This window comes from Arcticibacter sp. MXS-1, assembly GCF_041902385.1.
In the GTDB taxonomy this organism is placed as follows: domain Bacteria; phylum Bacteroidota; class Bacteroidia; order Sphingobacteriales; family Sphingobacteriaceae; genus Arcticibacter.
This window is the reverse complement of sequence record NZ_CP169244.1, coordinates 4301911-4328131: the sequence shown is the minus strand read 5'-3', so window position 1 is coordinate 4328131 and position 26221 is coordinate 4301911. Positions and strand designations below refer to the sequence as shown.

Here is a 26221-nt window from a genome sequence, read left to right as displayed (position 1 = left end):
AATGGCAAATGTAGCTGAACAAGTAGTTGACATGCTGGTAAATGCAGGGATTAAGCGTATCTACGCTGTTACCGGCGACAGTTTAAATGAAGTGAATGACGCTGTAAGGCGTAGCGGAAAGATAGACTGGGTACATGTGCGGCATGAAGAAACAGGAGCTTTTGCAGCAGGTGCAGAGGCGCAGTTAAATGGACTCGCTTGCTGTGCCGGTAGCTCCGGACCCGGACACGTTCACCTGGTAAACGGCCTCTACGATGCGAACCGTTCCGGCGCTTCTGTGCTGGCGATCGCGTCTACCTGCCCCTCCAATGAATTTGGAACAGCTTACTTTCAGGAAACCAATACAATCAGATTATTCGACGACTGCAGCTGTTACAATGCGGTGGCAACCACTCCCAAGCAGCTGCCCCGCATGATGCAGTCCGCTCTGCAGCACGCTATCCATAAAAAAGGTGTGGCCGTACTTGGCCTTCCGGGCGATCTAACCATGCAGGACGCCGAAGAGAGTATTACCTCCATGCAGGTATACCGCACCAATAGCATCATCAGGCCTTCCGACGGGGAACTCGCTCAGCTCGCCTCGTATATCAAGGATTTTAAGAAGATCACGCTCTTTTGCGGTATCGGCATGCAGGACGCGCATGACGAAGTTGTTGCACTTGCAAAAAAGCTGAAAGCTCCGGTTGGCTACTCATTCCGCGGTAAGATGTATGCTCAGCATGATAACCCGTACGAGGTGGGCATGACGGGCCTGCTTGGTTTACCCTCTGCCTACCACAGTATGAAAGAGGCGGAACTGTTAATCCTTCTTGGCACAGACTTCCCATACAGTCATTTTATTCCCGATCACTGCAAGATTATCCAGATCGATATCCGGCCCGAGTGGATCGGCCGCAGGGCGAAAGTAGATATTGGCCTGCATGGGCAAATAAAAGCCACCCTTCAGGCACTGCTGCCTTTGCTTGACGAAAACGAAGACGACTCCTTTCTCCGCCAGCAGCTTGAGTTTTATCAAGAAGTGAAGAGGAAAATGCAGATCTATGTTGACGACAGGGGAGATGTCGATGTGATCCATCCTGAGTTCGTTGCCGCTGAAATTGACAAGCTTGCCTCAGATGATGCCATATTTACTGTTGACACCGGGATGTGCTGCGTATGGGGCGCCCGCTATATCCGCGGAACGGGGAAACGTGAAATGCTGGGATCCTTCAACCACGGATCAATGGCAAATGCGCTGCCGCAGGCTATCGGAGCAGCCTTCGCTGCTCCCGGCCGGCAGATTATAGCCCTTTGCGGGGATGGTGGTCTTTCCATGATGCTGGGTGACATGGCTACCATCGTCCAGTATAAGCTGCCCGTTAAGCTGATTGTGTTTAATAACCGCTCCCTGGGCATGGTTAAGCTGGAAATGGAAGTAGCTGGCTTGCCCGACTGGCAAACGGATATGTATAACCCCGACTTCGCGGCCTTGGCCCAGTCAATGGGTATGAAAGGGTTTTCAGCAAGCGGCCCTGACGAAGTTCGATCTGCTCTTGTTCAGGCCCTGGCTCATGACGGTCCGGCTCTTGTTAACATCATGACAGACCCCAATGCACTTGCTATGCCTCCCCGGACAGAGTTTGACCAAATGCGTGGCTTCGCTCTTTCTATGACCAGGCTAATGCTGAATGGGCGAATGGACGAAGTGCTTGATACCATAAAGTCGAACTACAAACACATACGCGACGTCTTGTAATTTTGAAAAAGGAGTAGCTTTGAACTTTTGTTAAACCTGCCAGTTAATGAGATTTGCGTACGTGTTGTTTTGCTGTCTCCTGTCACTCGCTGCGACAGCGCAACAGGGCTACAGGAGATTTGCTTTCGGAGGTGGGGCTGCGCTTGCCAATTCAGAAAGTGACCTTCAAAGCTCCGGCCGGGATCTGATGCTCTGGGCCGGAGCTGATCTTTATCTTACTCACTATTTCAACCTTGGCATTGAACTGCAGCGAGGTAAACTTCGTGGCACAGACGGAGATAGGTCGTTCCGCCTGTTTGAGAACCAGTTCAGCGCCGTCGAGATTTACGGCAAAATACACTTAGGAGAGCTCCTGACAACTACAGGCGGATATCGGCTTGATCGCGACAGCTTTGCTCAAAGGGTATTAAAAGGCATCTATCTTGGAAGCGGGGGCGGAGTCCTTATTAGCGATCAGAAAAAGATAGAGCGGCGCGCTCCTCCCGGGCTTGAGTATCTCTACAGGGGAGTGGATAAAAATAAGGAGCTTTATATTCCTTTGATGGCAGGCGCCGAGTTTCAGCCTTTCCGTGAGTCCCGTTTCTTCCTTGCACTCCAGTTTCAAAGGAACCTTTTGCTCGGGGATAACATGGACGGATATTACATCGGAGGAAGTTCTCCGGATGTGTTCTCTTCGCTTGGCCTGGGCTTAAAGTATACGTTCGGTCGCTTTACGATCGACTAGACTACCTCGGCAGTAACAAACGTGCTGCCCCCTACAAAGATCAGATCTTCCTGCCCTGCTGCTGCTGTTGCTGCAGCCAATGCCTGTCGCACACTTTCATATACTTCACCTGTCAATCCTTTTGCTTTTCCTTCCGCTGCCAGTTCTTCCGCTGGTTTTGCCCGTTCAAGAGCAGGCTGGCAGAAATAATAGGTGGCGTCATTTGGCAGCATGGTCAGCACTTTGGAAACGTCTTTATCTTTCAGCATTCCAATAACCATATGAAGCTTTTTATGAGGCGTCTGTTCTATGTTTTTCAGGATCTCCCTTATTCCGTCCTCATTATGCCCGGTATCGCAAATGACCAAAGGCTCTCGTTGAAGAGTTTGCCACCGGCCCATTAGTCCGGTAAGCTCTTTTACCCGCCGAAGCCCGCTTACCACAGCAGAGGTTTCCAGCTGATAACCACCTTTTTTTAGCTGCCTGATGGCGCTAAGTACTGTCTTTATGTTTTTTAGCTGATAGGAACCTGTAAGGTCCAATCTAAGCTTTGCGGGAATAAGATCGCTTGCTGGTGTCAGGTCAATATCGAGCACATCTTCCCCCTCTTCAATATGTCGGGAGCCATGGGCATGCCATTCGTCCGATGCAAAGATGAGATTTGAACCGGTTTCTTTTGCTTTAGCAATGAACACTTGTTCTGTCTCCTGTCGTCTTTCGCCTATCACTGCCGGGACTCCCGGTTTAATGATCCCAGCTTTTTCTGCTGCAATCTCAGGTAATGTGTGCCCAAGTATGTTCATGTGATCATAGCCGATGTTGGTGATCACAGAAAGGTCAGGAGTGATAATATTCGTTGAATCGAGTCGTCCGCCAAGGCCGACTTCCACAATGGCAACATCGACCTGCTGTTCTTTAAAGTACTGAAAGGCCATTGCTACTGTAACCTCAAAGAATGAAGGGTTCACTTCCTCAATAAAAGGCAGTAGCAGGTCCGTCAGGGCAACAACTTTTTCCCCAGGGATCATTGTCCCGTTGACTCTGATCCGCTCTCTGAAGTCGCGCAGGTGAGGGGAGGTGTAGAGCCCGGTCTTATAGCCAGCTTCCTGGAGAACAGCTGCCAGCATGTGAGAAACCGAACCTTTTCCATTGGTACCGCCCACGTGGACGGATTTGAAAGAGTAATGGGGGTTACCCAGCTTTTCACAAAGGACCCTGATGTTCACCAGGTCCTTCTTTAATGCGGATGACCCTATTCTCGAAAACATGGGCAGTCGGGAATATAGGTAATCGACCGTCTCTTTGTAGTTCATTCGATTTTACTTCACCTTGAAGTTAAATACAACAACACCAATTTGAACGTCAGGCGCAGACTCCAGCTGATTTAAGTTCGCTCCCATTACAGCCTGCTCACATTTCCTCCAGAGGCCCTGGTCGGATAGTGTTGTCCCTCTTACACCAGCTCGTGCGTATACCACTTGCCCTGATTTATCGACGCGAATTTCCACATAGATCTTACCAGACTGTTGTCCCTGGTCATTGATTTTGGGCAGATTAAGGAATCGCCTGTTGGCCAGGGTAAGCCTTACGTTCCCAAAGCCCGATCCTCCTGAGCCGTAGTTCGCTGCCAGAGGATCTCCATCGGGGTCTCCCTGATTGCCGGGAGTACTTCCCGTTCCGTCTCCAAGTCCTGTTCCGGTATTTTTCTTTCCTTTGTAAAGTGCGTTCTGATTAACAGCAGGTTTGCTTTCCTTCACTTCTTTTGAGGGAGCAGCAGTTGGCGATGTTGAAGCCTTCTTGGGGACGCTTACGGCTGGTGCTTCTTCACTCTCCTGTGTGACCACTGATTTTTCTGGTGTTTCGCCCGAAGGTGTCGGCTGCGTTTCAGTGGTTGGGTCTACTTTATCAGGAGGCGTATTGTTGGCGTTCGGATCTACCGACGGCTCTTCAATACTCATGAAGTCGTCGCCCATCCCTTCTTCTGCTGTACCATAATTAACCACAATACCGCCGGTTCCAACCTCCTGTTGAACAGGCATGCCGAATACGATAAAATAGCTGATCAGCAGGAATAAAGCCATCAGAACTCCTGAGATCAGGAGCGCCTTCGGATAATTATTTTCTTCCTGATATTGCATGTGGCTTATTTTGGTTCCGTAGCTAAAACAAGTTTAATTCCCATTTTGTTAGCGATGTCCATTACCTGCACCACGTCCTGAATGGCAACGCTACGATCTACGCTGAGGATAATGGTCAATTCCTGCACCTGCTGCTTGTAACCCTGCAAACGCGGCTGCAGCTGGTCAAGCGTAACTGGTTGTTTGTCCAGGAAGTATTCCAGATCCTTCGTAATTGCTATACTAACGGTTTTCTTTGATATAGATTGTCCGGAATCAGAACGGGGAAGCAGCATCTTGATCACGTTCGGGTTGGTAACCGTCGATGCGATCAGGAAAAACAGCATCAGGAAAAACATAATATCGTTCATAGCAGAAGTCTGCACTTCTGCTGCCGGACGGTTTCTTCTTCTTAAATTCATTTAAGAGATATTTAACAGTAAGCTTTCGCTTTATCTGTAGTCCAAATTCTTTTTATTACTACCCCTTGCTTAACGTCCCGGTTCTTCCAGCAGGTCAATGAATTCAATCGCATCAGTTTCCATGCGAAGGATTACACGGTCAACCATGATGTTGAGGATATGATAGCCAACATAAGCGAAGATACCGATCATCAGACCAGTTGCCGAAGTGATCATCTTTTCGTAAAGCCCCCGGAAATGATACCGATGCTGATGTTGTCGGATAGGGAAATGTTATAAAATATCCTGATCACACCCGAAATAGTTCCTACGAACCCAAGCATTGGAGCAATCCCGGCAACAATACCAAGAATGCTGATGTTCTTTTCTAGTTTTGATACTTCGAGTTTTCCAACGTTTTCAATTGCCCCTTCAATGTCTTTGATTGGGCGACCTATCCGGAGCAGTCCTTTTTGCAGCATTCTGCCAAGCGGCGTGTTGCTGTTGCGGCAGAGTGCTAAAGCTGAGTCCAGCTTTCCTGACAGGATACTCTGCTTCACCTGCACCATCAGGTTCGACTCATTCCGCGAAGCCTTTCTGATAGTAATATATCGCTCAACGAAAATCACCAGTCCAAGAAATAAGAGAATTCCCAGCGGAATCATTACCCAGCCTCCTTTTAAGAGGAGGTCCATGAATCGTAGTTCCTGCGCTTGTTGTGCTGCCTGCGCCGCTGCATTAGCAACGGTATCTGACTGAATGGCTGTATCGATTTGTAATAAAAACATTGTGTGTGATTGTTAAACTTATTCTTTTACTGTTAGTATCCACGCTTCCTTGTTGAAGCTATTCTGTACTTTTCGTTTTTCCTGGTTTGCTTCTTCGTATGTTTGATAGGAACCAAGACTAATCTTGTATCTCGGCTTGCGTGTATCTTCGTAAATAGAGGCCTTGATGCCTCTGCTTTTCATTACTTTCAGATAATTCTCTGCTTCCGAGCGCAGGGCAAGTGATGCCCCGATTACTTCGAATCGCGGCGCTGCAGCAGGTCGCTGAGATGTGGCAGCAGCCGCTTCTTTTACCGGAGCTGGTGCTACCCGTTTCTGTACTGTGTCTGCGGGCCGACTTGCAGTCGTTCCTGCTGATACTTCTTCATGCAGTGTGTCTTTTACCCCGGTGCTATCCTTATGCTGATCGTCCAGGGAGGCGATCCGTTGAACTGGCTGAGGCTTTTCGTTAACCATGAGGGGCCGGTCAGCGGCCAGGTTGAATACCTCAGGATAAAACACGTATGTGAGACTTGCCGCCAGGAGGATCAGTGCGGAGATCATTGCTACAGCTTGCCACATGCTTCTTGAGCTTTTTTCCGGAGCAGGCTCAAAGTCAGGCACTGGCGTGTCCTTCGTGTAGGCAGCTGCCAGGGCCGCTTGTTCATTCACTCTCCTGGATGCAGCGTTAAATGCCGGGTCTTTAATCGGACTGAGGCCATATTTAGAAGCCGGAACCGTGGTCGGGAGCATATAGATATGTCCGCTGTTGCTCTGGAGAGTTCCGACAGGCGAGAGGTCCGCCTTCTTTTCGCTCTCCAGCATTTGCGTTACATGTTCGCTGAACTTGTTAATGAAATAACGAGCGCTTGCATCTGATATCTTCTTGACAGTGCTTACATAACGGACCAGCTCATTTCCTCCGTTGTCTCCTGTCTTGAAAATAATCTCCTCGGCCGGTGGATAGAAGATCCCGCTTTCTCTGTCGTACCGGGCAGAGATCCTCCTTTTTGAGAAAGTACCGATACCGGAAAGACTTATTTCGTTATGATCCCTCAGCAATTCCGATATATACAGCGCTATATCCATCCCGGTAAAATTAAGCTAAAATATTTACGCGGCCAAAAGATTATCAGAAGGAGTAATTTACACCACCTATAATGTTCAGTCCCACTTTTGGATAGTATAAATATCTTTCGTACTTGGTACCAAAAATGTTGTTGGCACGCAGGAAGAAGCCAAACTTTTCTTTATATAAGTACTCAGCCCCTGCGCTGAAGTCTACGTAGCTTTTCACCTTTACCATCTGTACATCCGGATTGTAAGCAAGACCGTAAGTCTGGTCATTCACTACAATTTCACCATCCAGGGTAAGCTGTTTTTTGATCTTCACCCGGGCATTAGAAACGAGACGGAACTCCGGCTGAAACCATGCCTTTTCCTGAACGTCCATGCTGTACGTGTTGATATTCAGACGGCCCAGCCAGCTCACCGTTTCGGAAAGTCTTACGTTGATTTCTCCTTCAAGTCCGGTGACTTTTGCATCATCGTACACCACGTCAAATCGTTCCTGATGCAATCTGTTATTCCTGAACAAGGGCATATCGTTAATCTTCTTATAGAAGACCATCGCCTTGTAGCCAAAGCCAGCACCTGCATTTCCCTTGATACCACCGTAGATATTCGTTTTTTCGACCGCGTTCGCAATCCCTATATTCTGGCTGAGGTATGGGTTTTCGATGGAGAAGTTGCGCAGGGTGGACTTGTTCACATCTCCTGTGAACCCTCCAAACAGCGTGACATATTCAGGAACGATCGGCATTTCTGCAGTAATAGCAGGGAAGAAGTTAAAACGGGAGTTAGTACCGAACTCCTGCACCAGATTTACTCCGATCGCCAGTTTATAGGTTTCCCCCTGCAGTTTCAGGTAGGGGTTCGCTTTGAATATGTGGTTTCCAATGCTCAGTGAATCCTTCGTGCTTGTCACATCAAGTGAGGTGTTCACACCCACATTAAATTGTTTCCACACCATATTAAAGAATCCGCTCAGGGCAAGGGAGTTTTCCTTTGCATTGAACTTATCAGACATCAGATATGCGTCAGCTTTCAGCGCATAGTCCGAAGTAGCCGAGTCGGTGTAGTTCTTCAGAAGTTCACCCCTGAGGGTCAGTGTGCCATACCGTTGCTTCTCAAGTGCGCTATTGATAGGAGACACTGAATCGCGCATGGTACCGTAGTAGTAACTCGCGAATCGATCGAATCCCGCCTCTCCATTCAGCGTGATCTTATCCAGGACGCTTTTTCCAAAGATGCCGATCTCTTGTTTGGAGAACTGCTGTTTGGGCAGCTTGCCTTCCTGGTTCAAATGTTTAACAAAAAAACCAGCTTGCATGGCCTCATCTGCTCCTGTATTTACGTAGAGCTCTGCAAGCCCCGTGCTATAGTTTCCCAGCCCGAGCTTGGCATAGCTGTTGGTCGGAGGTACGTCCGCTGCCTGCGAAAGAGGTTGCGCCTGAAGCTGACGGATCTCGCTGTTCAGCTCAAGCTTCCTGTTCAATATCGAGTAGTTTAAGCGGCTCTTCAGTGCTCGGGCACTATTAAGATCCGGACTTCTTCTGATCTTCGCTGCATCTGCAAGAACAGGCTTGTAAGGACGCTCTACCACAATTTCTTCAGTAAGTGCAGCAGCCGGTTTATCTGTCTTCTTTTCCTCCGGCTTGGTCTGGGCAAAGGATGCGGCAGACAGTAGTAAAGCTGAAAAAGTAAGTTTATATGAAATATTATCGAGTCTCATTGTCTATTTCTTCTTCTTGTTAAGTTGATCAAGCTTGGCCTTGGCTGTTGGGATGATTTCATCCTTCCCTTCGTAATTCTCAATCACACTCTGGAGCGTGCTCCTGGCCTGAACCAGATCTTTCTGTGCAGCGTAATTATCTGCAAGGAGTATGAAGCCTTTTGCTACCCAGTAGTCGTGCGACTCCATCTTGGCTAGCTCAAATAGCGTTTTCTCCGCGGCCTTGTGATCGCCCTTCTGATATTGGAGGAAGCCCACCAGATATTTAGCTTCTGCACCTGTAACAGTAGCGGTTTTGCTCGCCACTACAGTCAGCTCTTTGGTAGCAGAGGTTGTATCTCCTTTCAGGAGATAAGCTTTGCCGGCAAAAAGACCTGCACGATATTTATCCTCAGCTGAAGAGCGGTCGAAGTCCCTGATGATCTTCGAGTACTTGAGCACGTCCTCAGGCATGTTCATATTGTTATAAGCCTCGATCAGATTATTGATAGCAAATCCGTAGTTGGCCTTGTACTCGGCAGTCGTTTCTAGCTTCTTCAGGTATACGATTGCTTCGTTGTACTTTTTCTGGTTGAGGTAAAGCTTCGAAATGCTGATAAGTGCCCGTTCTGTATACTCGCTCGTCCAGTCGTTCAGGATAAATGTGTAATCAGGGATCGCTTCGTCAGGACGGTTCAGCTTTACCAGGCTTTCCGCTCTTATGAACTTAGCCTGTTTTTCATGAATGGCCTTCGGGAACTTGTCGAAGTATGCATTCACTGCATCGAAGGCAGCCTGATAGTCGCCTCTTAGGAAGAGATTATTGGCAGCCTGAAATGTAATATTGTCCTGCTCAGCTGTGCTCAGATTTCCGATGCTTGTGGTGTTCGAATAAGCGAGGAATCCGTTAGCATCAGCACGGTCGAGGTAGATATTCTTAATTGACTCCAGGGCTAGTTTAGCTTCGTCTGTAGTGGAGTAGTCCTTTACTACACGCTGAAAGGTTGCAAGTGCTGCATCGTCCTGATCCTGGTTGTATTGTACCAGTCCGATCGTTACCAATGCTCTTGGTACGTAGCTGCTTCTCGGGTACTTTTCGATCAAAGAACTCAGGTCGTTCTTGGCCTTGTCGTTGTCGCCCTTAACGAAATAGGTATATGCAATTTCGAAGCCGGCGTCGTCAGAGTAGTTCGAGTTAGGGAACTTGCGGAGCAATTCCTCATGGGTAGCGATCTTGGCATCGTTCTGACCGTTCAGTCCCTCGATCATCCCCCGCTGGAACAAGGCGTAATCTTCACCCTGACCGCCCCATGCAATGATCTTGTTGTACTGTTGCAGCGCTGCAGAGTAATTCTTTAGAACAAAGTAAGAATCGCCCAAACGCAGGGTTGCGTCAGTTACCGTATTACGGTCCTTATCGTCCCCGCGCAGGAAACGTTCAAAATAGTTAGCCGCTTTACTGTAACTCTCATTTTGAAAAGCAGAATAACCGAGGGCATAATTGGCATAATTATATACATCGGTCTTTCTTGCTGCCGGCATGGCCAGGAACTTCTCAAACTGCGCTACCGACTCACCGTATTTCCTCACCTCAAACATTGCTTCCGCCAGCCAATAGGTTGCTAAAGCTTCCAGGTCGTCGTCCACAGCGCTTTTTTGAGAGCGCATAAACAAAGAGATACTGTTCTCAAAGGCTCGTTCATTATAGAACTCCAGGCCTCTGAAGTACGTCACCTTCTGGTACACGCCCTTAGTCTCTTCGTTCTTGTTCTGGATCGTCTCAAGGATATTGACCGCCTCCTTATAGTTTTTTGTAGAAAGCAAGACAGCCCCAAGCAAGGTCTTCGCTTCGTTTATCCTTGCCGACTTTGGATAGGTCTTAATGAAATCCTGTACCGCATCAAGAGCCACGGTATAAAACTCAAGGTCGTAGGATAATTTGGCGTAGTTGAGTAAGCCCTCTTCTTTTAGTTTTGGATCAAAATCGAGTCGAGAAGCTCTGAAGAAAGCATTACGGGCACCCTGTTTGTCGTTCGTCTTCAAGAGTGCCTCTCCCAGCACGAGCATCCCGCTCTGGTAATGTACATCCGGATTGCCCAGCTTGTTCAGTTCTAAAATTGCCTTCTGCGGGTTATTCATCTTCATGTAGATGAAGCCCAGCTGATAGTCGTCCTGATTGTTCTGGGTTTTTCCCTGATCCAGCGCCTGGAACTTCTGGTAATAGGAGAGCGATGTTTTGTAGTCGTCGCGTGCGAAGTAGGTCGCTGCTACTATTCGGTACATCTCAGGTTTGTACTGATCTGCAATGACATTGATCGCCGGGATCGTATAGGCAATTACATCGTCATACCGTTTGTCGAGGAAGTACAAAGCAGAAATGTAATACGGGTAGCTCGACTGATAGGCCGTTGAGTTCTTTAATCGCTCAAATTCCCTAAGAGCAGTCTTATAATCTGCGTTCAGGTAGCTCAGGTAGGCGTAGTAATAGATAGAAGACTCCTGGTACTTACCTTCTTCCTCTTTCAGCTTTGCGAAAAGGGGCTCGGCGTCATTGTAACGCTGAACCGAGAAATAAGAGTACGCCAGCTTGAAGCGATACTCCTCATTGTCTTTTCCCGCCAGGTTAGCAGCGCTGGTTTTAGTGAACCATTCGATCGCTTTGGCATAATTCTTCTGGGCAAAGAACGACTTTCCCATCTGGAAGTATGCAGCTTTCGTGTTTGCGCTTGCCGGATGCTCGCGAATAAACTTCAGGAACATGCCTTCGGCATTTGTATTACCCAGCTCCAGTGCACATACAGCCTGATAGTACTGGGCGTTTTCCTTCAACAGCGAGATTTGCTTGTTTTTAGCGAGCAGCTGCGAGGAAGGAGCCAGTCGCACTTGTTCAACCCTGCTGAACTGTTCGCTCGCAGCAGCATATTTGGACTTCTCAAGTAACTCGATGCCGCTCTTGTAGGCCTGATTGATCGTGAACCATTCGGTTTGCTGACCTTTCGCCGAGAACAATAGAAAACAGAATATCGGAGTAAGCAGAATATATTTTCTAAACATGTCTAAGTGTGAAAATTGCGAAGTTAACAGATATAGTTGGTAATGTAGACATAAGATCTTAACAGATGTGGAAAATCTGCCAAAATTAACGTTTATGATTGTAAAAGAGAAAGAGTTACAGCATTTGCTGTAACTCTTTCTCTTTTACGCTGTTGGCGATTAGCTATTGGCTGTTGGGGGAATAGCTGTCGGCTGTCAGAAATCAGATTAGTAATCAGCTGTCGGCTGTCAGCTATCAGCAATTAGTAATCGCCGGGCTGCAGTCATTTATCGTCATTATCCTTCAGGAATAAGTGCTGTGTCTTCTGCTTTTACGGTCATCCTTGTGTCCGCTTTGTTGCTTTCCGCTTTGCGCCTTTAGCTTTTATCTTTGCCCTTCTGCGTTTGAGCCTTCTGCTTTTTGCCTTAAGCTTTGCGCTTTCTGCCTTCAGCCTTCTGCTTTGCGCTTTCTGCCTTCTGCTTTTAGCTTTTAGCTTTCAGCTTTCTGCCTTTGCTTTCCGCTTTCTCAGGTCTCCTACAGTTGACCGGCGAGGAGGTATAGGGCGGCCATTCTGATCGCTACCCCATTTTCTACCTGATCGAGGATCACCGACTGCTTGCTATCTGCTACGTCGCTGGTAATTTCTACACCCCGGTTGATGGGGCCTGGGTGCATGATGGTAATTTCTTTGTCGAGGGAATTGAGGATCTCCTTATTAAGGCCATAGAGCATGGAATATTCCCGAAGGGAAGGGAAATATTTGATATCCTGCCTTTCGAGCTGGATGCGCAGCATGTTTGCTACGTCACACCAGCGCAGCGCTTTCATGAGGTCGTATTCCACCTTAACACCGAGCGTATGAATGTATTTAGGGATCAGCGTGGTGGGGCCGCAGACCATTACTTCAGCTCCCAGTTTGTGAAGGCAAAGGATATTGGACAGGGCTACGCGGGAGTGAAGGATATCGCCTATGATGGCTACCTTTTTACCCGCCACGTCGCCGTACTTTTCCCTTATAGAAAATGCGTCAAGAAGAGCCTGCGTAGGGTGCTCGTGTGCCCCGTCTCCCGCATTTACAATTTGTGCTTTTACTTTCTTGCTCAGGAACACGCCTGCACCAGGGTAGGGGTGACGCATCACAATCATGTCGACCTTCATCGCCAGGATATTGTTCACCGTGTCGATAAGTGTCTCACCTTTGCTCACAGAAGAAGAAGATGCTGCAAAATTGATGGTATCAGCTGAAAGTCGTTTTTGGGCCAGTTCAAAAGATAGCCGCGTTCTGGTTGAATTCTCAAAAAAGATGTTTGCAATGGTCACATCACGAAGGGACGGCACCTTCTTGATTGGCCGGTTAAGTACATCTTTAAAGGTGTCGGCGGTCTCAAAAATCAATTGAATGTCGTTCTCGTTTAAATCTTTGATGCCTAGAAGATGTCTGGTACTTAGTTTCTGACCCGGTTCTGCCATTTTTGTATGTTGTTATGTATGTCTGCCCTTCTGTATCTCCCTCTGTTTGTATGAATAATGATTGTTCTATTTATCAGATAAAAGGATCACCTTATCTTCCTGATCGGTTTCCTTCCAGCTTACGACTACTTTTTGCGAATTGATCGAATCTACCTGTATACCGATGTAGTCGGGTTCTATCGGAAGGTGGCGCGAATAGCGGCGGTCAACCAGTACCAGTAATTCCACTTTCTCAGGACGGCCAAAGGCGAGCATTGCATCCATTGCTGAACGGATGGTTCTGCCTGTCCATAAAACGTCATCCACCAGGATCACCTTCTTGCCCTCGATGATAAAGTCAATTTTGGTCGAGTTAGGGACCAGCGGGCCTTCCCGCCTCCGGAAGTCGTCTCGGAAGAAGGTGATATCGAGATTCCCGTTTAATATGTTTGCCTGAGGCAGGATTGTTTGAAGCTCGGAAGCGATCCTGTTGGCCAGATAAATACCTCTGGGCTGAATTCCCAGAATAACAGAGTCAGTAAAATCGTTGTGGTTTTCTATTAACTGATGACAAAGTCTTTTGATGGTAATCTGAAACTTTTGTCCGTCTAGCAGGGTTAAGTTTTGCATCAGCTTGGATTTGGGCAAAAATAAAAAAAATAATAATAAGCAAAAGAAAAACCTTCATGAACGGCGTCCGAAACGACGGTTCCCGCTGTAGCGGAGGTTTGCGTCACTTGCTTTCAAAAGTACCTCTCATTGCTGACGATCACAAACCGATATTGCCAGGTCCGGATATTCTCCATCGTTACTTAAAAGTTAGTGTCTGATTACAAAGTAGAAGGCAAGGGAGTCGCGCTTGCTAACAGTGATCAAAGTTAGTGGAGGATTTGAGCAGCCTTCCTGCCCCCCAGGAACAGATATATGCTAACAAAAACGTTCAAGGGCCGTGCGTAGTCAAACAGGAGATGAATTTGCTTGAATGCTCTCCTTGACCTTTAAAAACAAACAGACTTTCAAGGAAAATATTCATGAGCACACTCAAACGGGATAAAACTTAGATGAACGTTCTTTGTGGGCACTTAAACTTAGCGAAGCGATTTCATTGAGCCCTGTTGAAAAGCAATTAATGATCTCAATAAAGATAGCGAAGCGACCTCATTGAGGCTTTAACAAATTATTAATCGTCTCAATAAACAGATACTTTCACAAAAAACACTCATGAGCTACGCTCTCAAGCGGGGATGAAAGTTGATTGAGTGTTCTTCTTGGCCATTTAAAAAACAAATAGACTTTCACAAAAAAAGCCCTGCCGTTTTAGCGGCAGGGCTTTTTTTGTGATCAGAACAAAGGCTTATTCAGCATCCTCAGCGGAGCCTTTAGCGCTACGTGCCTTGTTTTCGGCACCTTCCATTTGTTCTTTCAGCTGAGCAAGAACACCAAGGTCGCCCAGGGTAGATCTTTCAACTGATTCTTTTACTTTTTTCACTGCGTTAGAAGTAGCCTTCTGGTCGTTCTTCTTCTGGCTAACTTCAGCAGAACGAGCTTCAGCTCTTGCTTCTTCCCAGATACGTGAGTGAGAAACTACAATACGCTTAGCTTCCTTGCTGAATTCAATGATCTTGAAATCTGCAACTTCGTCAACTTTAAGCGGCTTGCCGTCTTCCTTGATGGAGTGTTTAGCAGGAGAGAATCCTTCAACACCGTAAGGAAGAGCAACGATAGCTCCCTTGTCGCTTACTTTCAATACAGTACCTTCGTGGATTGAATCCAGGGTGAAGATCGTTTCGAAAGTATCCCATGGGTTTTCTTCAAGTTGCTTGTGACCTAAGCTAAGCTTGCGGTTTTCTTCGTCAAGTTCCAGAACAACTACATCCAGTACTTCACCAACTTTAGTGAATTCGTTAGGATGGTTGATCTTCTTAGACCATGAAAGGTCAGAGATGTGGATCAATCCGTCAATACCTTCTTCGATTTCAACAAATACGCCGAAGTTAGTCATGTTCTTCACAACAGCTTTGTGCTTGCTTCCAACTGGATATCTTGCAGCAATGTTCTGCCATGGATCAGGAGTAAGTTGTTTAATACCAAGGCTCATCTTGCGCTCATCGCGGTCTAGAGTTAACACCTGAGCTTCAACCTCGTCACCCACTTTCAGGAATTCCTGAGGGTTACGCAGATTTTGTGACCATGACATTTCTGATACGTGGATCAAACCTTCAACACCAGGAGTGATTTCAAGGAATGCACCGTAATCAGCAACGGTTACGATCTTACCTTTCACCTTAGAACCTACTTCAATTGCAGTATCAAGTGATTCCCAAGGATGAGGAGTAAGTTGTTTTAAACCAAGGGCAATACGTTTCTTCTCATCATCGAAGTCAAGCACAACCACGTTGATCTTCTGATCAAGTGATAATACTTCTTTCGGATGCTCGATACGGCCCCATGAAATATCTGTGATGTGCAGTAATCCGTCAACGCCACCAAGGTCGATGAACACACCGAAGTCGGTGATATTCTTAACAGTTCCTTCAAGAACCTGACCTTTTTCAAGTTTCGCAACGATTTCTGTCTTCTGGTTTTCAAGATCGTCCTCGATAAGAACTTTGTGAGAAACTACCACGTTCTTAAATTCGTGATTGATCTTCACAACCTTGAACTCCATTGTCTTGCCAACATAAATGTCGTAATCGCGGATCGGCTTAATGTCGATCTGTGATCCTGGCAGGAAGGCCTCAACACCCATGATGTCAACGATCAGACCACCCTTAGTACGGCTCTTTACAAAACCGGTAATGATGGTGTCGTTTTCCAAAGCTTCATTGATGAGCTCCCATGACTTCTGAGTTTTTGCACGCTTACGTGAAAGAACCAATTGACCATTAGCATCTTCCTGTGATTCAACAAAAACATCAACCTGGTCGCCAACCTTCAGGTCAGGCGTATCACGGAATTCTGACAGAGATACCATACCATCAGACTTAAAGCCGATGTTCAATACCACGTCTTTGTTGTTAATTGATACAACAGTACCGGTGATGATCTCACCCTTGCTGATCGAATTAAAAGTTCCGGCATACAGTTGTTCAAGCTTTGCACGCTCTTCCTGAGAGTAGTTACCAAAGCCTTTTTCGTCTGTATCCCAGTCAAAATCGCCTGCAGGCGTTACCAGAGTTTTAGACTTAATGTCTTCAATTGACAGTGAATCAGCTTCTGACTCAATGCTTTCTTTTTCTTTAACCGTTTTGGTTTCTTCGCCATGGAGTTCTGCTGATTTAGCATGTAGCTCCTTTTCTGCTTCTTGTTTTTTGGCCATTAATTAATTTTTCTCCTTTGTCCTGATTTAAATCAGGACTGCAAAGGTAGGAAAATTAATTTTTAAAGACGAGAAATTATTTTTATTATTTTATTGACTGATAGCCCTTTTGCTTCTGTAAAGACCAGCCTTAGGGCAGGGGGCATCAGCTATATAATTAAAACAGATGGTGCTCTTGTTCGTTTAACTTATGCATCTAATAATGAAGCATATGAAAGATCCTCAGGAAAGAAATCAAAACATAAACAAGGGCGAAGACGAGATCAGCGCTACCAGAACAGACGCAAATTCGTCGGAAAAGCCGGTGGACGATGGTTTTAAAACCGGCGGACAGAACCACAAACAGGAGTGGGCTACTCCTCAGGACGAACAGATGTTCGACAATACAAGTCCCGACGCCGAGAGAAATCGTACCGACGATACAGCCGGTGCAGAGTAATAAAAACAGCTCAGGCTGTTTTTATTACTCTTATCTCTGGGTCTTCAGGAAAGACTCGTGCATCCTTTATCGCCTGATAAACTTCGATGGTTGTACTTGCTCTTATGTTTAAGCCCTCGGCGAAGACTCGTGCATTCTATATAGACAGTCAAACTTTCCGAATTTGGGATGCTCTTATGTCTAAGCCTTCAAAAAAGGGCTCTGCGTCCTGTATAAATAGTCAAACTTCGGGAGTTTCGAATGCTCTTATGTCTAAGTCTTCAGCAGGCTGCTCCGCGTCGTGTATAAATTGTGAAACTTCGGAAGCTTTGAATGCGCTTGTGTCTAAGCCTTCAGGAAAGGGCTCTGCGTCCTGAATCATTCGTCAAACTGCAAGAGTTTGTAATGCTCTTATGCCTAAGCCTTCAGAAAACGGCTTATCTTTCCCAGTGCGAATTCGAGTTGCTGGGCTTCCGTCAGTTCGGTATTATCCAGAACAATCGCGTCGGCAGCGCGGGTAAGCGGACTCTCCTTCCGGGTAGTATCGAGAAAGTCGCGGTGGGCGATGTTTTCGAATACCGCTTCCAGTGTAATCTGTTCGCCTTTTGCGGTGAGCTCCTTAAAACGTCGTTCCGCCCTAACCTTGGGATCAGCCGTCATGAAGATTTTTACTTTAGCGTCGGGAAATACCGTTGTGCCAATATCCCTGCCGTCCATCACTACATTCTTCGAGCGGCCCATCCGCTGTTGCTGGTTCACCATTTCCTGGCGAACGGCTTTGATGGCGCTCACCTCGCTGACCTGCTGCGAAACTTCCATTTGTCTGATCTCATCAGACACGTCTTCGCCGTTGAGAAGGATGTGCGTCTGATAATCTTTTGAGTCAAAATTGAGGTGTACTTCTTTCAGCGCGTCTTTCACCATCTCCTCATTGTTGAGGTCAATGCCCTTTCTCAGAAAATACAGCGTCACAGCGCGGTACATGGCGCCGGTATCAATGTAAATAAAGTGGAGCTTACGTGCCAGGGCTTTAGCGAGAGTGCTTTTGCCGCATGAAGAATAGCCGTCTATCGCTATTACAAGATTTTTGTTCATTACGGCGGCAAAGTTACCTTTTAGCTTGATTATTAAACAGAGCTCCGGCAATAAGTTGAAAAATATTGAGCACTGGCCACTGCAACGTCTTTACTCTCAGTATGATTCTGATTCGCTTCTTGCTATGTACAAGCAGGAACTGTGTGCAGCTTTGTAGCGGGGTGCATGCGGGTTGAGTGCGGGTAAAACTGAGAAAAACCCGCAGTTGACCCGCACTCAACCCGGACTCAGTCCGCACGCAGGGATAACATGAACAGGTTTAGAAGCGAACTTGAAAAGAAGACGGAGTACTAATCCTGTTCTGGCGGCGCCGCCGCCGCGCGTCTGCTGTCTGATAAAGATCGTGATTTTAATTAGGTTTGCAGGATGGACTTTTCAAAACAAGATCTTCTGCCCGAAATTACCTTTAAAACCTCTAGAAGCGGTGGGAAGGGCGGCCAGAACGTGAATAAGGTTTCGACTAAGGCCGAGCTGAACTTCGATCTGGAAAGAAGTCCGCTGTTTTCGGCTGAGCAGAAGGATCGGATCAGGACGAAGCTCCAGAACCGGCTGTCGGCATCGGGTATGATACAAGTAGTAACTGATGAGGAGCGAAGCCAGCTTCTTAACAAGGAGCGCTGTCTTGACAAGCTTCACTCTCTGCTGCGAAATGCCCTGTACGTCCCAAAGAAGCGAAAGGCTACCAAACCCTCGAAAGCCTCAGTGGAACAGCGATTGAAAGACAAACAACAAAAGGCTGTAAAAAAACTGAACAGGAGAAAAGGCGGTCTCGAGTTCTAAATACTTCTTCTTGGTGTATTGTCTCGCGGGCAAGTTCGTCGCCGGCTGTCAGGTTTTAAGTATTTTGCCTGCCGGAGCGGGATTAGTTGAGGCGAACTGAGTCGGGCCTGGCTATTAGCTTTTAAATATGTCGTCTGCCGCAGCGGGATTAACCGAGCGGATTTCGCCCAGGGCCTGATATTATATTTTCAGCATCCGGCTTTGTTTCGACGAAGCCTAAATCCAATTACACCCGGCTCTGAATATTACATGTTCACAATCCCTGTGCGGTATCGATCTTCATTACGTCGGCTTGATTTTATGCGCGTATTCAAACAAGTTTAGCTATTTCGGCTTTTTAAGTTGTTTTGAGAGTACAAAGACGAACATTCGATTCAAAGGTTCTGGGAGAGCAAAGGATATTTGATATCTACAGAACAGCGGAAACGGGAGGCGATTCCGGCGCACCCTGTACCTTATTGCTTGTGCTGGATGGGGAGGATCATTTCAGTGCCGTGGTGGATGTACTGAGCCAGTCTGAAGTAAAAGCTGGCTATGGCGTGATTGCCGCTGGCCTGGGAAACAAGGACTTGCGTGTACGCGATTACACACCCACTGCAGTTAAAGAATCGTCATTTCTTGACCCCGATGCAATAGCGATGACCGGCGGCGGAGGTAAATTTCTGTCATTTCTGGAGAGCGAACTTCTTCCTCATCTCCATTCTGAGTTTCGGGGAATTAATCGCACTGCTATTATTGGTCATTCTTTGGGGGGACTGGAAGTACTTCATATCCTGCTCGAAAGGCCGGCGCTATTTCAGCATTATGTGGCTATTGAGCCGAGTCTGTGGTATGATCATCACAGCTTGCTCAACGAAGCGAAGCGGAGGCTTGCAGACGAGGCTTATCTAGATGTGCACCTTTTTCTGGCTGTGGCCGACAGCGTAGGGAAACACCTCACCGTTTCAGAGATCAGGGAAGATACCAGCAAGAAAGGGGATCTTATTCGTCCGAATGTTGAATTGGCCGACTTGCTGAACAGCTTAAAAGATAATATGAACTTCAAGTGGAAATATTACCCTGAGTACAATCACTTTTCTGTAGCCGAGGTAGCTATACCGGAGGCGGTGTTCAGAATACTGAGTTAGCGGACCGCGGTAATTCGATATTTTACTACTTTTGCGATCAAATGTTCCAACGCTTTGTTGCCATACTGCTGATTATTGCTGTAATATCCTCCGGGCTTACAAAGTGTCTCATTTTTGCTTCCTTTAGCCTTAACCAGAAGTATATTGCTGAAAAATACTGTGTGAATAAGGATAAACCCTGGCTGCATTGTGAGGGAAAGTGCTTTCTGATGAAGAAGCTCAAGCAAGCGGAAGAGAAAGAGCAGAAGCAGGAGCGGGATACCCAGAAAAACCTGGTTCAGGATATATTTTGTACGAGTCAGGAACAGGTCGCTTTCCATATTGCCCTTCTGGAAGTACTGGGACATGCACCGGTTGATCTTTATTCATTTCAGCGGAGTTTCGCACCTTATCATCCTCCCGAAGCCTGACCTTTTGCCATCAGGTAACAGGCATCCGTGCCTTCTTTTCAAACCCTTAAGAAAATCGTCAAAATGAAACAGATCATATTGGCCTGCATCTTATTTGCATGCCTGAATGGATCTGGTGTATCTGCTTCGGGCGGTCAGAATATGTCCATTACCGACAGTATCGACACTGTTGCTCCTGTGCTTAACGATGTTGTGATATCGGCCAGCCGGGAAAAACAGTTGCGGAAGGATGTTCCCGCAGCAATCACCAAAATAGATCCGCAAATTATTAAAGAAACACGTGCCACGGCACTCTATCAGCTGCTAAATAAGGCGGCTGGCGTATACATGGTCAATCTGGGCAACGAGCAGCACACGATGGCTATCCGGCAGCCGGTCAGCTACAACGCCTTGTACCTGTATATGGAAGATGGGGTTCCGATACGGCCGACCGGTATTTTTAATCATAATGCCCTCTACGAGATCAACATGAACGGATTGAAGGATATTGAGGTGCTGAAAGGTCCTTCATCATCGCTTTACGGGAGTAATGCAATAGGCGGGGCCGTCAACTTTATTACCGCTGACCCTCTGGCATCAACTGGAAATGAGGTGTCTGTGCAGGGGGATGGCTATCATTATTACCGGGGCGACGTAAGCGCCGGGTACTCTTCTGCAAAGACGGGCGTGTACCTGAGCGGCTACGCTGCCCGTCAGAACGACAGCTGGCAGGACTACACGAATTTCGACAAATACTCGGCTTCGTTGAAGGTGACTCACGTTTTGGGGGCGCTGACGCGCCTTGGCTTTTCTGCCACCTATAGCTACCTCGACACTCAGACGCCCGGCAGCCTGGATAGCAGCCGTTTCTACAGCAGAAGTTATGGAAGCAATCAGCGGTTCACCTATCGCCGCGTCAACGCATTCAGAGCAAGCAGTCGCCTTGACCATGACTGGAATGGAAAGAGCAGGAGCTTTCTTACCTTTTTCTTCAGAAACAATTCAACTGGTCAGTTGCCGGCTTACTATCTTCAGGATGTGAGGGATGCCTCGGGGCAGTACCTGCGTTCATCCGGACAGGAGAACAACCAAAGCTTTCATAGCTACGGTTTGCTGTTGCAGCATAGCCTGGATATGTCTTTTTTAAAATCGCAGCTCATTGCAGGTGTGTATGTAGATCATAGTCCAAGTTCTTTTTACGCCGATGCTCTTGATGTCTACAAAGACAGAAGCAGCAATACGTACACAGGCTATAGCAACACGGGCGTCCTCATCGACGACTACCGCATGAGGCTGCTGAACACTGCCGCTTACGTGCAGTACCTGATTCGTCCTACGCAGAAGCTAAGGCTGGTGGGAGGACTGCGTTACGACCGGGTGACGTATCATTTTTCTAACCGGCTGCCCGCGGAGCGGACGAAGTACAAGCAACAAGAAACGAATGAATTTAATGTAGTGGCTCCGAAACTGGGAGCTACTTACGACCTGGGCAAAGGAGCCGGACTTTACGCCACTGTTAGTGCAGGTTTCCAGCCTCCTGAAACGAGCAACCTCTACAGCTCGAGGCAGACAACTGCCTTGAAGCAGGCAACTTTCTACAACTACGAAGCCGGGGGCTGGACTGCTGCGCGGAATGGCAACGTGCGGGTGGAGATGAGCGTTTACAACATGGAAGGAAGGAATGAGATAATCTCAGTTCTCATGGCGGATGGTTCGACTCAAAATCAGAATGCAGGTGCCACCCGGCACCTTGGAGTAGAATATCAGGTCAGCTGGAAACCCTTGCCCCAGCTTGCCTTACGGCTTAGCGGTACCAACGCGCGGCACACCTATCTGAATTACAGTGAAGTAAGTGCGGGAAAGTCCGTGAACTACGATGGTAAGCGGATGAGTAATGCTCCTGCATTTATTGCCAACTCAGAAGTGACGTACCGCCCTAATTTCTTTTCGGGCTTTCGCGCATCATTGGAGTGGCAGCATCTTTCGGGCTACTACACCAATAGTGCAAACACCCGTGATTATGATGGATATGAGCTGTTGAATTTCAGAACGGGCTATGACTTCAAAAAGAGCTTTGCTAAAGGTGCGGGGCTTTGGATCAATATACTGAACCTCGGCGATGTGCTCTATGCGAGTAATGTCATGACCAACCAATACGGGGCGACGTACAACGCGGCGCCTCCAAGAACGGTATCAATAGGACTGACTTATCACTTAAGAAGAAATGATGATTAAAAACATTTACAGATGGCTGGCATGCGCTGTGATTTTATTGTCAGCCTGCGGAGAGGGGCGCCAGGAAGAGCTCCAGGTTCAGGCCTTGCAAGGCGTTGAAGGATCGGCTCTTAACCCTTATCTCACCAGGGATGAAAAGGGTAAAGCGGTTTTATGCTGGACTGAGCAAAGTGCTTCTGATTCCTTGTACCGGCTCAGGTATGCAACCTACAATGAAAGGACCGGTTCTTTTGGTGTGCCAGTGACGGTAGAGCCCTCCGCCGGGACCGGGACTTCGGCCGAGAGTATGAATAAGGTCGGCTTTAAGAGCGATGGAACGGTGCTGGCTATGTACACCAGAAAATTTACCGGAGAGAAAAATCCCTGGGCAGGAGCCATCTGCTATTCGCTCTCGTTGGATCACGGAAAGAGCTGGACGGCTTCTCGTTATCTTCATTCAGACACCTCGCATCGGTACGGGCGCAGTTTTTTCGACCTGGCGGTGCTCCGAGACGGAGAGCTGGCGTCGGTATGGCTTGATGGCAGGTATGGCAAAGAGGATACCGGTTCGGCCTTGTTTTTTGCCAGGACGAGAAAGGGGGCAGGATTTGGAAAAGACAGTTGCATTTCGCGAAGTACCTGTGAATGCTGCCGCACCGATCTTCTGTCTTCGGATGATGGATCGTTACATGTTGCTTTCCGCAAGATCCTTTATCCGGCAGCAGCTCTTGGTAAACAGGTGCGAGATATGGTTTATATGACCTCTGCTGATAACGGGAAGTCGTTTGGCAAAGCGATATTGCTTCACGCAGATAACTGGAAGATCGAGGGATGCCCCCATAGCGGTCCGACGCTTGCTGTTACCCGGGATGATGTGCATGCCTTATGGTTTACCGGAGCGGGGAAGGGAGGCTTGAATTTCGTCTCCATGAAGAAAGGTCAGACAAGTTTTGCTCCTCCAGAAGCGTTAACGATGACAGGTCGCCATCCTCAGATGGTGGCCCTTGAGGATGGTCGCCTTGCCATGGCCTGGGAAGAGGAACAGAGCGGTGCGGGACATGCCATGCAGCATACTCACGCAGCGATGGGACATGGGGCGATGATGGCGGCCGCTGCTTCGGGAGCGGCGTCGATCCACGTGTCCCTCCATGATAAGGATGGAGGAAGAACGGAGATCAGGCTGCCATCAGGTAAAGAAAAAGGACATCACCCGGTTCTTGTGGCTTTAAAGAACGGCTTTTTAGTGGCCTGGCAGAATGAAGATGCAGGAAGAAGTGGTATTTGTTATACTTACATCGGAGTAAAATAGCGCTCCGATATGAGTATTCCTTATCTTTACTGCTAAATGCGTTTTTCTATTACAGGTCAGTTTGTGGACATCAGGAGAAGGGAAATTTACCCTGCCTGCGTGGAAGTTCGGGATGGAGTTATCTATTCAGTTGAGCGGGTTGAATCGGTTGAAAAGGATCATTTTATTCTGCCCGGCTTTGTTGATGCACATGTTCATGTGGAAAGCTCCATGCTTGTGCCCTCGCAGTTTGCCAGGCTTGCTGTTGTTCACGGCACGGTGGGGACGGTGAGCGACCCTCATGAGATAGCCAATGTGTGCGGAATGGAGGGCGTAGATTTTATGATCAATAACGGTCAAACGGTTCCCTTTAAATTCTGTTTCGGAGCTCCTTCCTGTGTTCCGGCTACCACTTTTGAGACTTCGGGAGCGGAGCTCAGGTCAACGGATGTTGAGGTCCTGCTTGCCAGGCCTGAAGTGGCGTATCTTACAGAGGTCATGAACTTCCCCGGTGTGCTGAACGGTGATGTAGAGCTGCTTAAGAAGATCGCAGCGGCAAAAAGGTACGGGAAGCCTGTGGATGGGCATGCTCCGGGTTTGACAGGAGAAGCTGTAAAACGGTATATCGAAGCGGGTATCAGTACCGATCATGAGTGCTTCACGGCTGCTGAAGCCCTGGATAAGCTCAAGTACGGCATGAAGGTACAGATCAGGGAAGGAAGTGCGGCAAGAAACTTTGATGCACTTGTTCATCTGATCAACGAGCATTATGAGAACATGATGTTCTGCAGCGACGATAAGCATCCCGATAATCTGGTACAGGGCCATATCAATCAGCTATGTGCAAGAGCGGTGGCCGCGGGTGCCGATGTATTTAAGGTGCTGCAAATGGCGTGTGTGAACCCGGTTGAGCATTATGGGCTTCAGGTCGGCGTATTGCAGCAAGGCGACCCGGCGGACTTCATTGTTGCGGAGGATTTGCACTCGTTTAATGTCCTGCGAACTTATATTGACGGAGAGCTGGTGGCCGAAGGAGGACGCTCCCTGATCAGTCTGCAGGAGGAAAGGCTTGAGCCTGTCAACCGGTTTAACTGCAGACCGAGAACGGCTGTCGACTTTGTGGTACAAGCTTCTGCCTTTCCGGCTCAGGAAGGGATGATTCCGGTGATAGCGTTGACAGATGGTCAGCTGGTGACCGATAAGAGATGGGAAACACCACGACTGGAAGAGGGCATCATTGCCTGTGATGTACCCCGAGACATTCTTAAAATAGCGGTAATAAACCGTTATCATGATGCTCCGGTAGCCTGCGCATTTATTACGAATTTCGGACTGAAACGAGGTGCTCTTGCTTCCTCTATAGCGCACGACAGCCATAATATCATTGCTGTTGGTGCAAACGATGATGATCTTTGCCGTGCTGTGAACCTGGTGATAGAGAGTAAGGGGGGCGTTTCGCTGGTTGATGGTGCAGAAGAGCGTCTTTTAGCTCTTCCGGTAGCAGGGCTCATGTCCAATCAGGATGGATATGAAGTAGCGCGGAAGTATAGCGAACTTGATGCGGGGGCTAGGGCTCTCGGTTCAACCCTTGCTTCGCCCTACATGAGTCTGTCTTTTATGGCATTGCTGGTGATTCCGGAGCTGAAACTGAGCGACAAGGGCCTTTTTGATGGGGGCCGATTTGCCTTCCTCCAGGCCGATAGAGGCTAAGTAAAAGCCCTTTTTGATCGTACCGCTTTACCTTCCTCAGCCGGAATAGGGGCTAATCAAAAGCACCTTTTGATGGCAGCCTCTCTGTCTTCCTGAGAGGCTGATAGGTATAAAAGTAAAAACGCCTTTAAACCGAATATTTCTCAAGCATCTCATCGGTTATTTTGGCGCTGCGGCCCGTCTTAGTGTCGATGAGGACATAGTCGAACCAGCCGTCGCAGCATAGCTTTCCGGTCTTCTTATTGTTCAGCTTGAATTCGACGCGGCAACCTCTTTCGTGAAGCTCGGCAATGCCTGTCTCTACCAGGAATGCGTCGCCAAGGGTGAGGGGCCTCTTATAGTCGACATATGCAGTCTTTACTACCCAGCCATAGCCTTGCTTTAGGAAGTCTTCCATGGGCATGCCGTAGAACTCTTCCATTTGCTCGTAACGGGCTGCCAGAACGTAATCGAAGTACTTGCTGTTGTGGACATGGTTAAACATGTCTATATCGTCGGGCCTTACTTTAAACTCTGTTGTAAAACGGCTGTATTTTTTTCTGTAGTCATCGCCTGCAAATTTGGCGATTTAATCAGACTATCGGAAAGGGGATCGCGATAAGTATTGAGTTGTAAGTGGTGAGTTATAAGTTGTAGGTGGTGAGTTGTAAGTTGTAGGTGGTGACTTGTGAGTGGTCAGTGGTGAGTTTTGAGTGGTAAGTTGTAAAATTATAGGGTGATAGGTGGGTTAACTGTGATGGACGAGGATGTCTCAAAGCGTCTTGATTGCTGAAAAGGAATAGGTTAGCCCGCTGGGTGACAGAAGAGATAAGGGAAGAAGAGTAGAGGAAGTTTTGAGATCGAAAGTTGTACGTTGTTTGGGCAAACAAGTTGCAGTACGTGGTACCTATGAACCGACATCT

The 26221-nt window shown here is 47.7% G+C and carries 20 protein-coding genes and 1 pseudogene; 9 read left to right on the top strand and 12 right to left on the bottom strand.

Annotated features, from left to right (window positions below; translation table 11 throughout):
* Nucleotide 1 precedes the first annotated feature (1 nt).
* Nucleotides 2-1735, top strand: coding sequence for a thiamine pyrophosphate-dependent enzyme (locus tag ACES2C_RS18735; RefSeq protein WP_374164582.1), 1734 nt, complete (start codon nt 2-4; stop codon nt 1733-1735).
* A 46-nt stretch (nt 1736-1781) separates the two neighbouring features.
* Nucleotides 1782-2459 carry a hypothetical protein gene (locus ACES2C_RS18730; RefSeq protein WP_374164581.1) on the top strand — a complete coding sequence of 226 codons (678 nt, stop codon included), beginning with the start codon at nt 1782-1784 and terminating at the stop codon, nt 2457-2459.
* Here the strand turns inward: ACES2C_RS18730 and ACES2C_RS18725 are convergent.
* From ACES2C_RS18725 to rpsA, 10 genes and pseudogenes are all read right to left on the bottom strand, one after another.
* A complete protein-coding gene (locus tag ACES2C_RS18725; protein WP_374164580.1) occupies nt 2456-3751 on the bottom strand; it encodes a folylpolyglutamate synthase/dihydrofolate synthase family protein in 1296 nt (431 codons plus the stop codon). The two genes, ACES2C_RS18730 and ACES2C_RS18725, sit on opposite strands and share 4 nt — an antisense overlap.
* Before the next feature lie 6 nt (nt 3752-3757).
* Complete coding sequence (locus ACES2C_RS18720; protein ID WP_374164579.1) at nt 3758-4576, bottom strand: energy transducer TonB; 819 nt, start codon at nt 4574-4576, stop codon at nt 3758-3760.
* 5 nt (nt 4577-4581) lie between these two features.
* The gene (locus ACES2C_RS18715; protein ID WP_374164578.1) at nt 4582-4977 is read right to left on the bottom strand and encodes an ExbD/TolR family protein; all 396 of its coding nucleotides are present in this window, start codon (nt 4975-4977) and stop codon (nt 4582-4584) included.
* Between the two features lie 69 nt (nt 4978-5046).
* A pseudogene (locus ACES2C_RS18710) lies at nt 5047-5744 on the bottom strand (MotA/TolQ/ExbB proton channel family protein).
* An 18-nt stretch (nt 5745-5762) separates the two neighbouring features.
* A complete protein-coding gene (locus ACES2C_RS18705; RefSeq protein WP_374164577.1) occupies nt 5763-6812 on the bottom strand; it encodes an SPOR domain-containing protein in 1050 nt (349 codons plus the stop codon).
* Nucleotides 6813-6855: 43 nt separating this feature from the next.
* On the bottom strand, nt 6856-8517 hold the full coding sequence (locus tag ACES2C_RS18700) for a hypothetical protein (RefSeq protein ID WP_374164576.1): 1662 nt from the start codon (nt 8515-8517) through the stop codon (nt 6856-6858).
* Nucleotides 8518-8520: 3 nt separating this feature from the next.
* A complete protein-coding gene (locus ACES2C_RS18695; RefSeq protein ID WP_374164575.1) occupies nt 8521-11550 on the bottom strand; it encodes a tetratricopeptide repeat protein in 3030 nt (1009 codons plus the stop codon).
* A gap of 514 nt (nt 11551-12064) precedes the next feature.
* On the bottom strand, nt 12065-13000 hold the full coding sequence (locus ACES2C_RS18690; RefSeq protein ID WP_374164574.1) for an aspartate carbamoyltransferase catalytic subunit: 936 nt from the start codon (nt 12998-13000) through the stop codon (nt 12065-12067).
* A gap of 66 nt (nt 13001-13066) precedes the next feature.
* Complete coding sequence (pyrR, locus tag ACES2C_RS18685; RefSeq protein ID WP_374164573.1) at nt 13067-13609, bottom strand: bifunctional pyr operon transcriptional regulator/uracil phosphoribosyltransferase PyrR; 543 nt, start codon at nt 13607-13609, stop codon at nt 13067-13069.
* 724 nt (nt 13610-14333) lie between these two features.
* A complete protein-coding gene (rpsA, locus tag ACES2C_RS18680) occupies nt 14334-16298 on the bottom strand; it encodes a 30S ribosomal protein S1 (RefSeq protein WP_374164572.1) in 1965 nt (654 codons plus the stop codon).
* A 190-nt stretch (nt 16299-16488) separates the two neighbouring features.
* Here rpsA and ACES2C_RS18675 point away from each other — a divergent pair, with 190 nt between their 5' ends.
* Nucleotides 16489-16737 carry a hypothetical protein gene (locus tag ACES2C_RS18675; RefSeq protein WP_374164571.1) on the top strand — a complete coding sequence of 83 codons (249 nt, stop codon included), beginning with the start codon at nt 16489-16491 and terminating at the stop codon, nt 16735-16737.
* Nucleotides 16738-17133: 396 nt separating this feature from the next.
* Here the strand turns inward: ACES2C_RS18675 and cmk are convergent, their stop codons facing one another.
* The gene (cmk, locus tag ACES2C_RS18670; RefSeq protein ID WP_374164570.1) at nt 17134-17811 is read right to left on the bottom strand and encodes a (d)CMP kinase; all 678 of its coding nucleotides are present in this window, start codon (nt 17809-17811) and stop codon (nt 17134-17136) included.
* 366 nt (nt 17812-18177) lie between these two features.
* Between cmk and arfB the strand changes: the two genes are divergently transcribed.
* From arfB to ade, 6 genes are all read left to right on the top strand, one after another.
* The gene (gene arfB / locus ACES2C_RS18665; protein ID WP_374164569.1) at nt 18178-18591 is read left to right on the top strand and encodes an alternative ribosome rescue aminoacyl-tRNA hydrolase ArfB; all 414 of its coding nucleotides are present in this window, start codon (nt 18178-18180) and stop codon (nt 18589-18591) included.
* A gap of 347 nt (nt 18592-18938) precedes the next feature.
* Nucleotides 18939-19718, top strand: a complete 780-nt coding sequence (locus ACES2C_RS18660; RefSeq protein ID WP_374164568.1) for an alpha/beta hydrolase — start codon at nt 18939-18941, stop codon at nt 19716-19718.
* Nucleotides 19719-19759: 41 nt separating this feature from the next.
* Nucleotides 19760-20128 carry a hypothetical protein gene (locus ACES2C_RS18655; protein WP_374164567.1) on the top strand — a complete coding sequence of 123 codons (369 nt, stop codon included), beginning with the start codon at nt 19760-19762 and terminating at the stop codon, nt 20126-20128.
* 63 nt (nt 20129-20191) lie between these two features.
* Nucleotides 20192-22342 carry a TonB-dependent receptor family protein gene (locus ACES2C_RS18650; RefSeq protein ID WP_374164566.1) on the top strand — a complete coding sequence of 717 codons (2151 nt, stop codon included), beginning with the start codon at nt 20192-20194 and terminating at the stop codon, nt 22340-22342.
* The gene (locus tag ACES2C_RS18645) at nt 22332-23630 is read left to right on the top strand and encodes a sialidase family protein (protein WP_374164565.1); all 1299 of its coding nucleotides are present in this window, start codon (nt 22332-22334) and stop codon (nt 23628-23630) included. Before ACES2C_RS18650 ends, ACES2C_RS18645 begins: the two co-directional genes overlap by 11 nt.
* A 36-nt stretch (nt 23631-23666) precedes the next feature.
* Nucleotides 23667-25319 carry an adenine deaminase gene (gene ade / locus ACES2C_RS18640; RefSeq protein ID WP_374164564.1) on the top strand — a complete coding sequence of 551 codons (1653 nt, stop codon included), beginning with the start codon at nt 23667-23669 and terminating at the stop codon, nt 25317-25319.
* A 127-nt stretch (nt 25320-25446) separates the two neighbouring features.
* Here the strand turns inward: ade and ACES2C_RS18635 are convergent, their stop codons facing one another.
* The gene (locus ACES2C_RS18635; RefSeq protein WP_374166987.1) at nt 25447-25887 is read right to left on the bottom strand and encodes an acyl-CoA thioesterase; all 441 of its coding nucleotides are present in this window, start codon (nt 25885-25887) and stop codon (nt 25447-25449) included.
* Nucleotides 25888-26221: the final 334 nt, after the last annotated feature.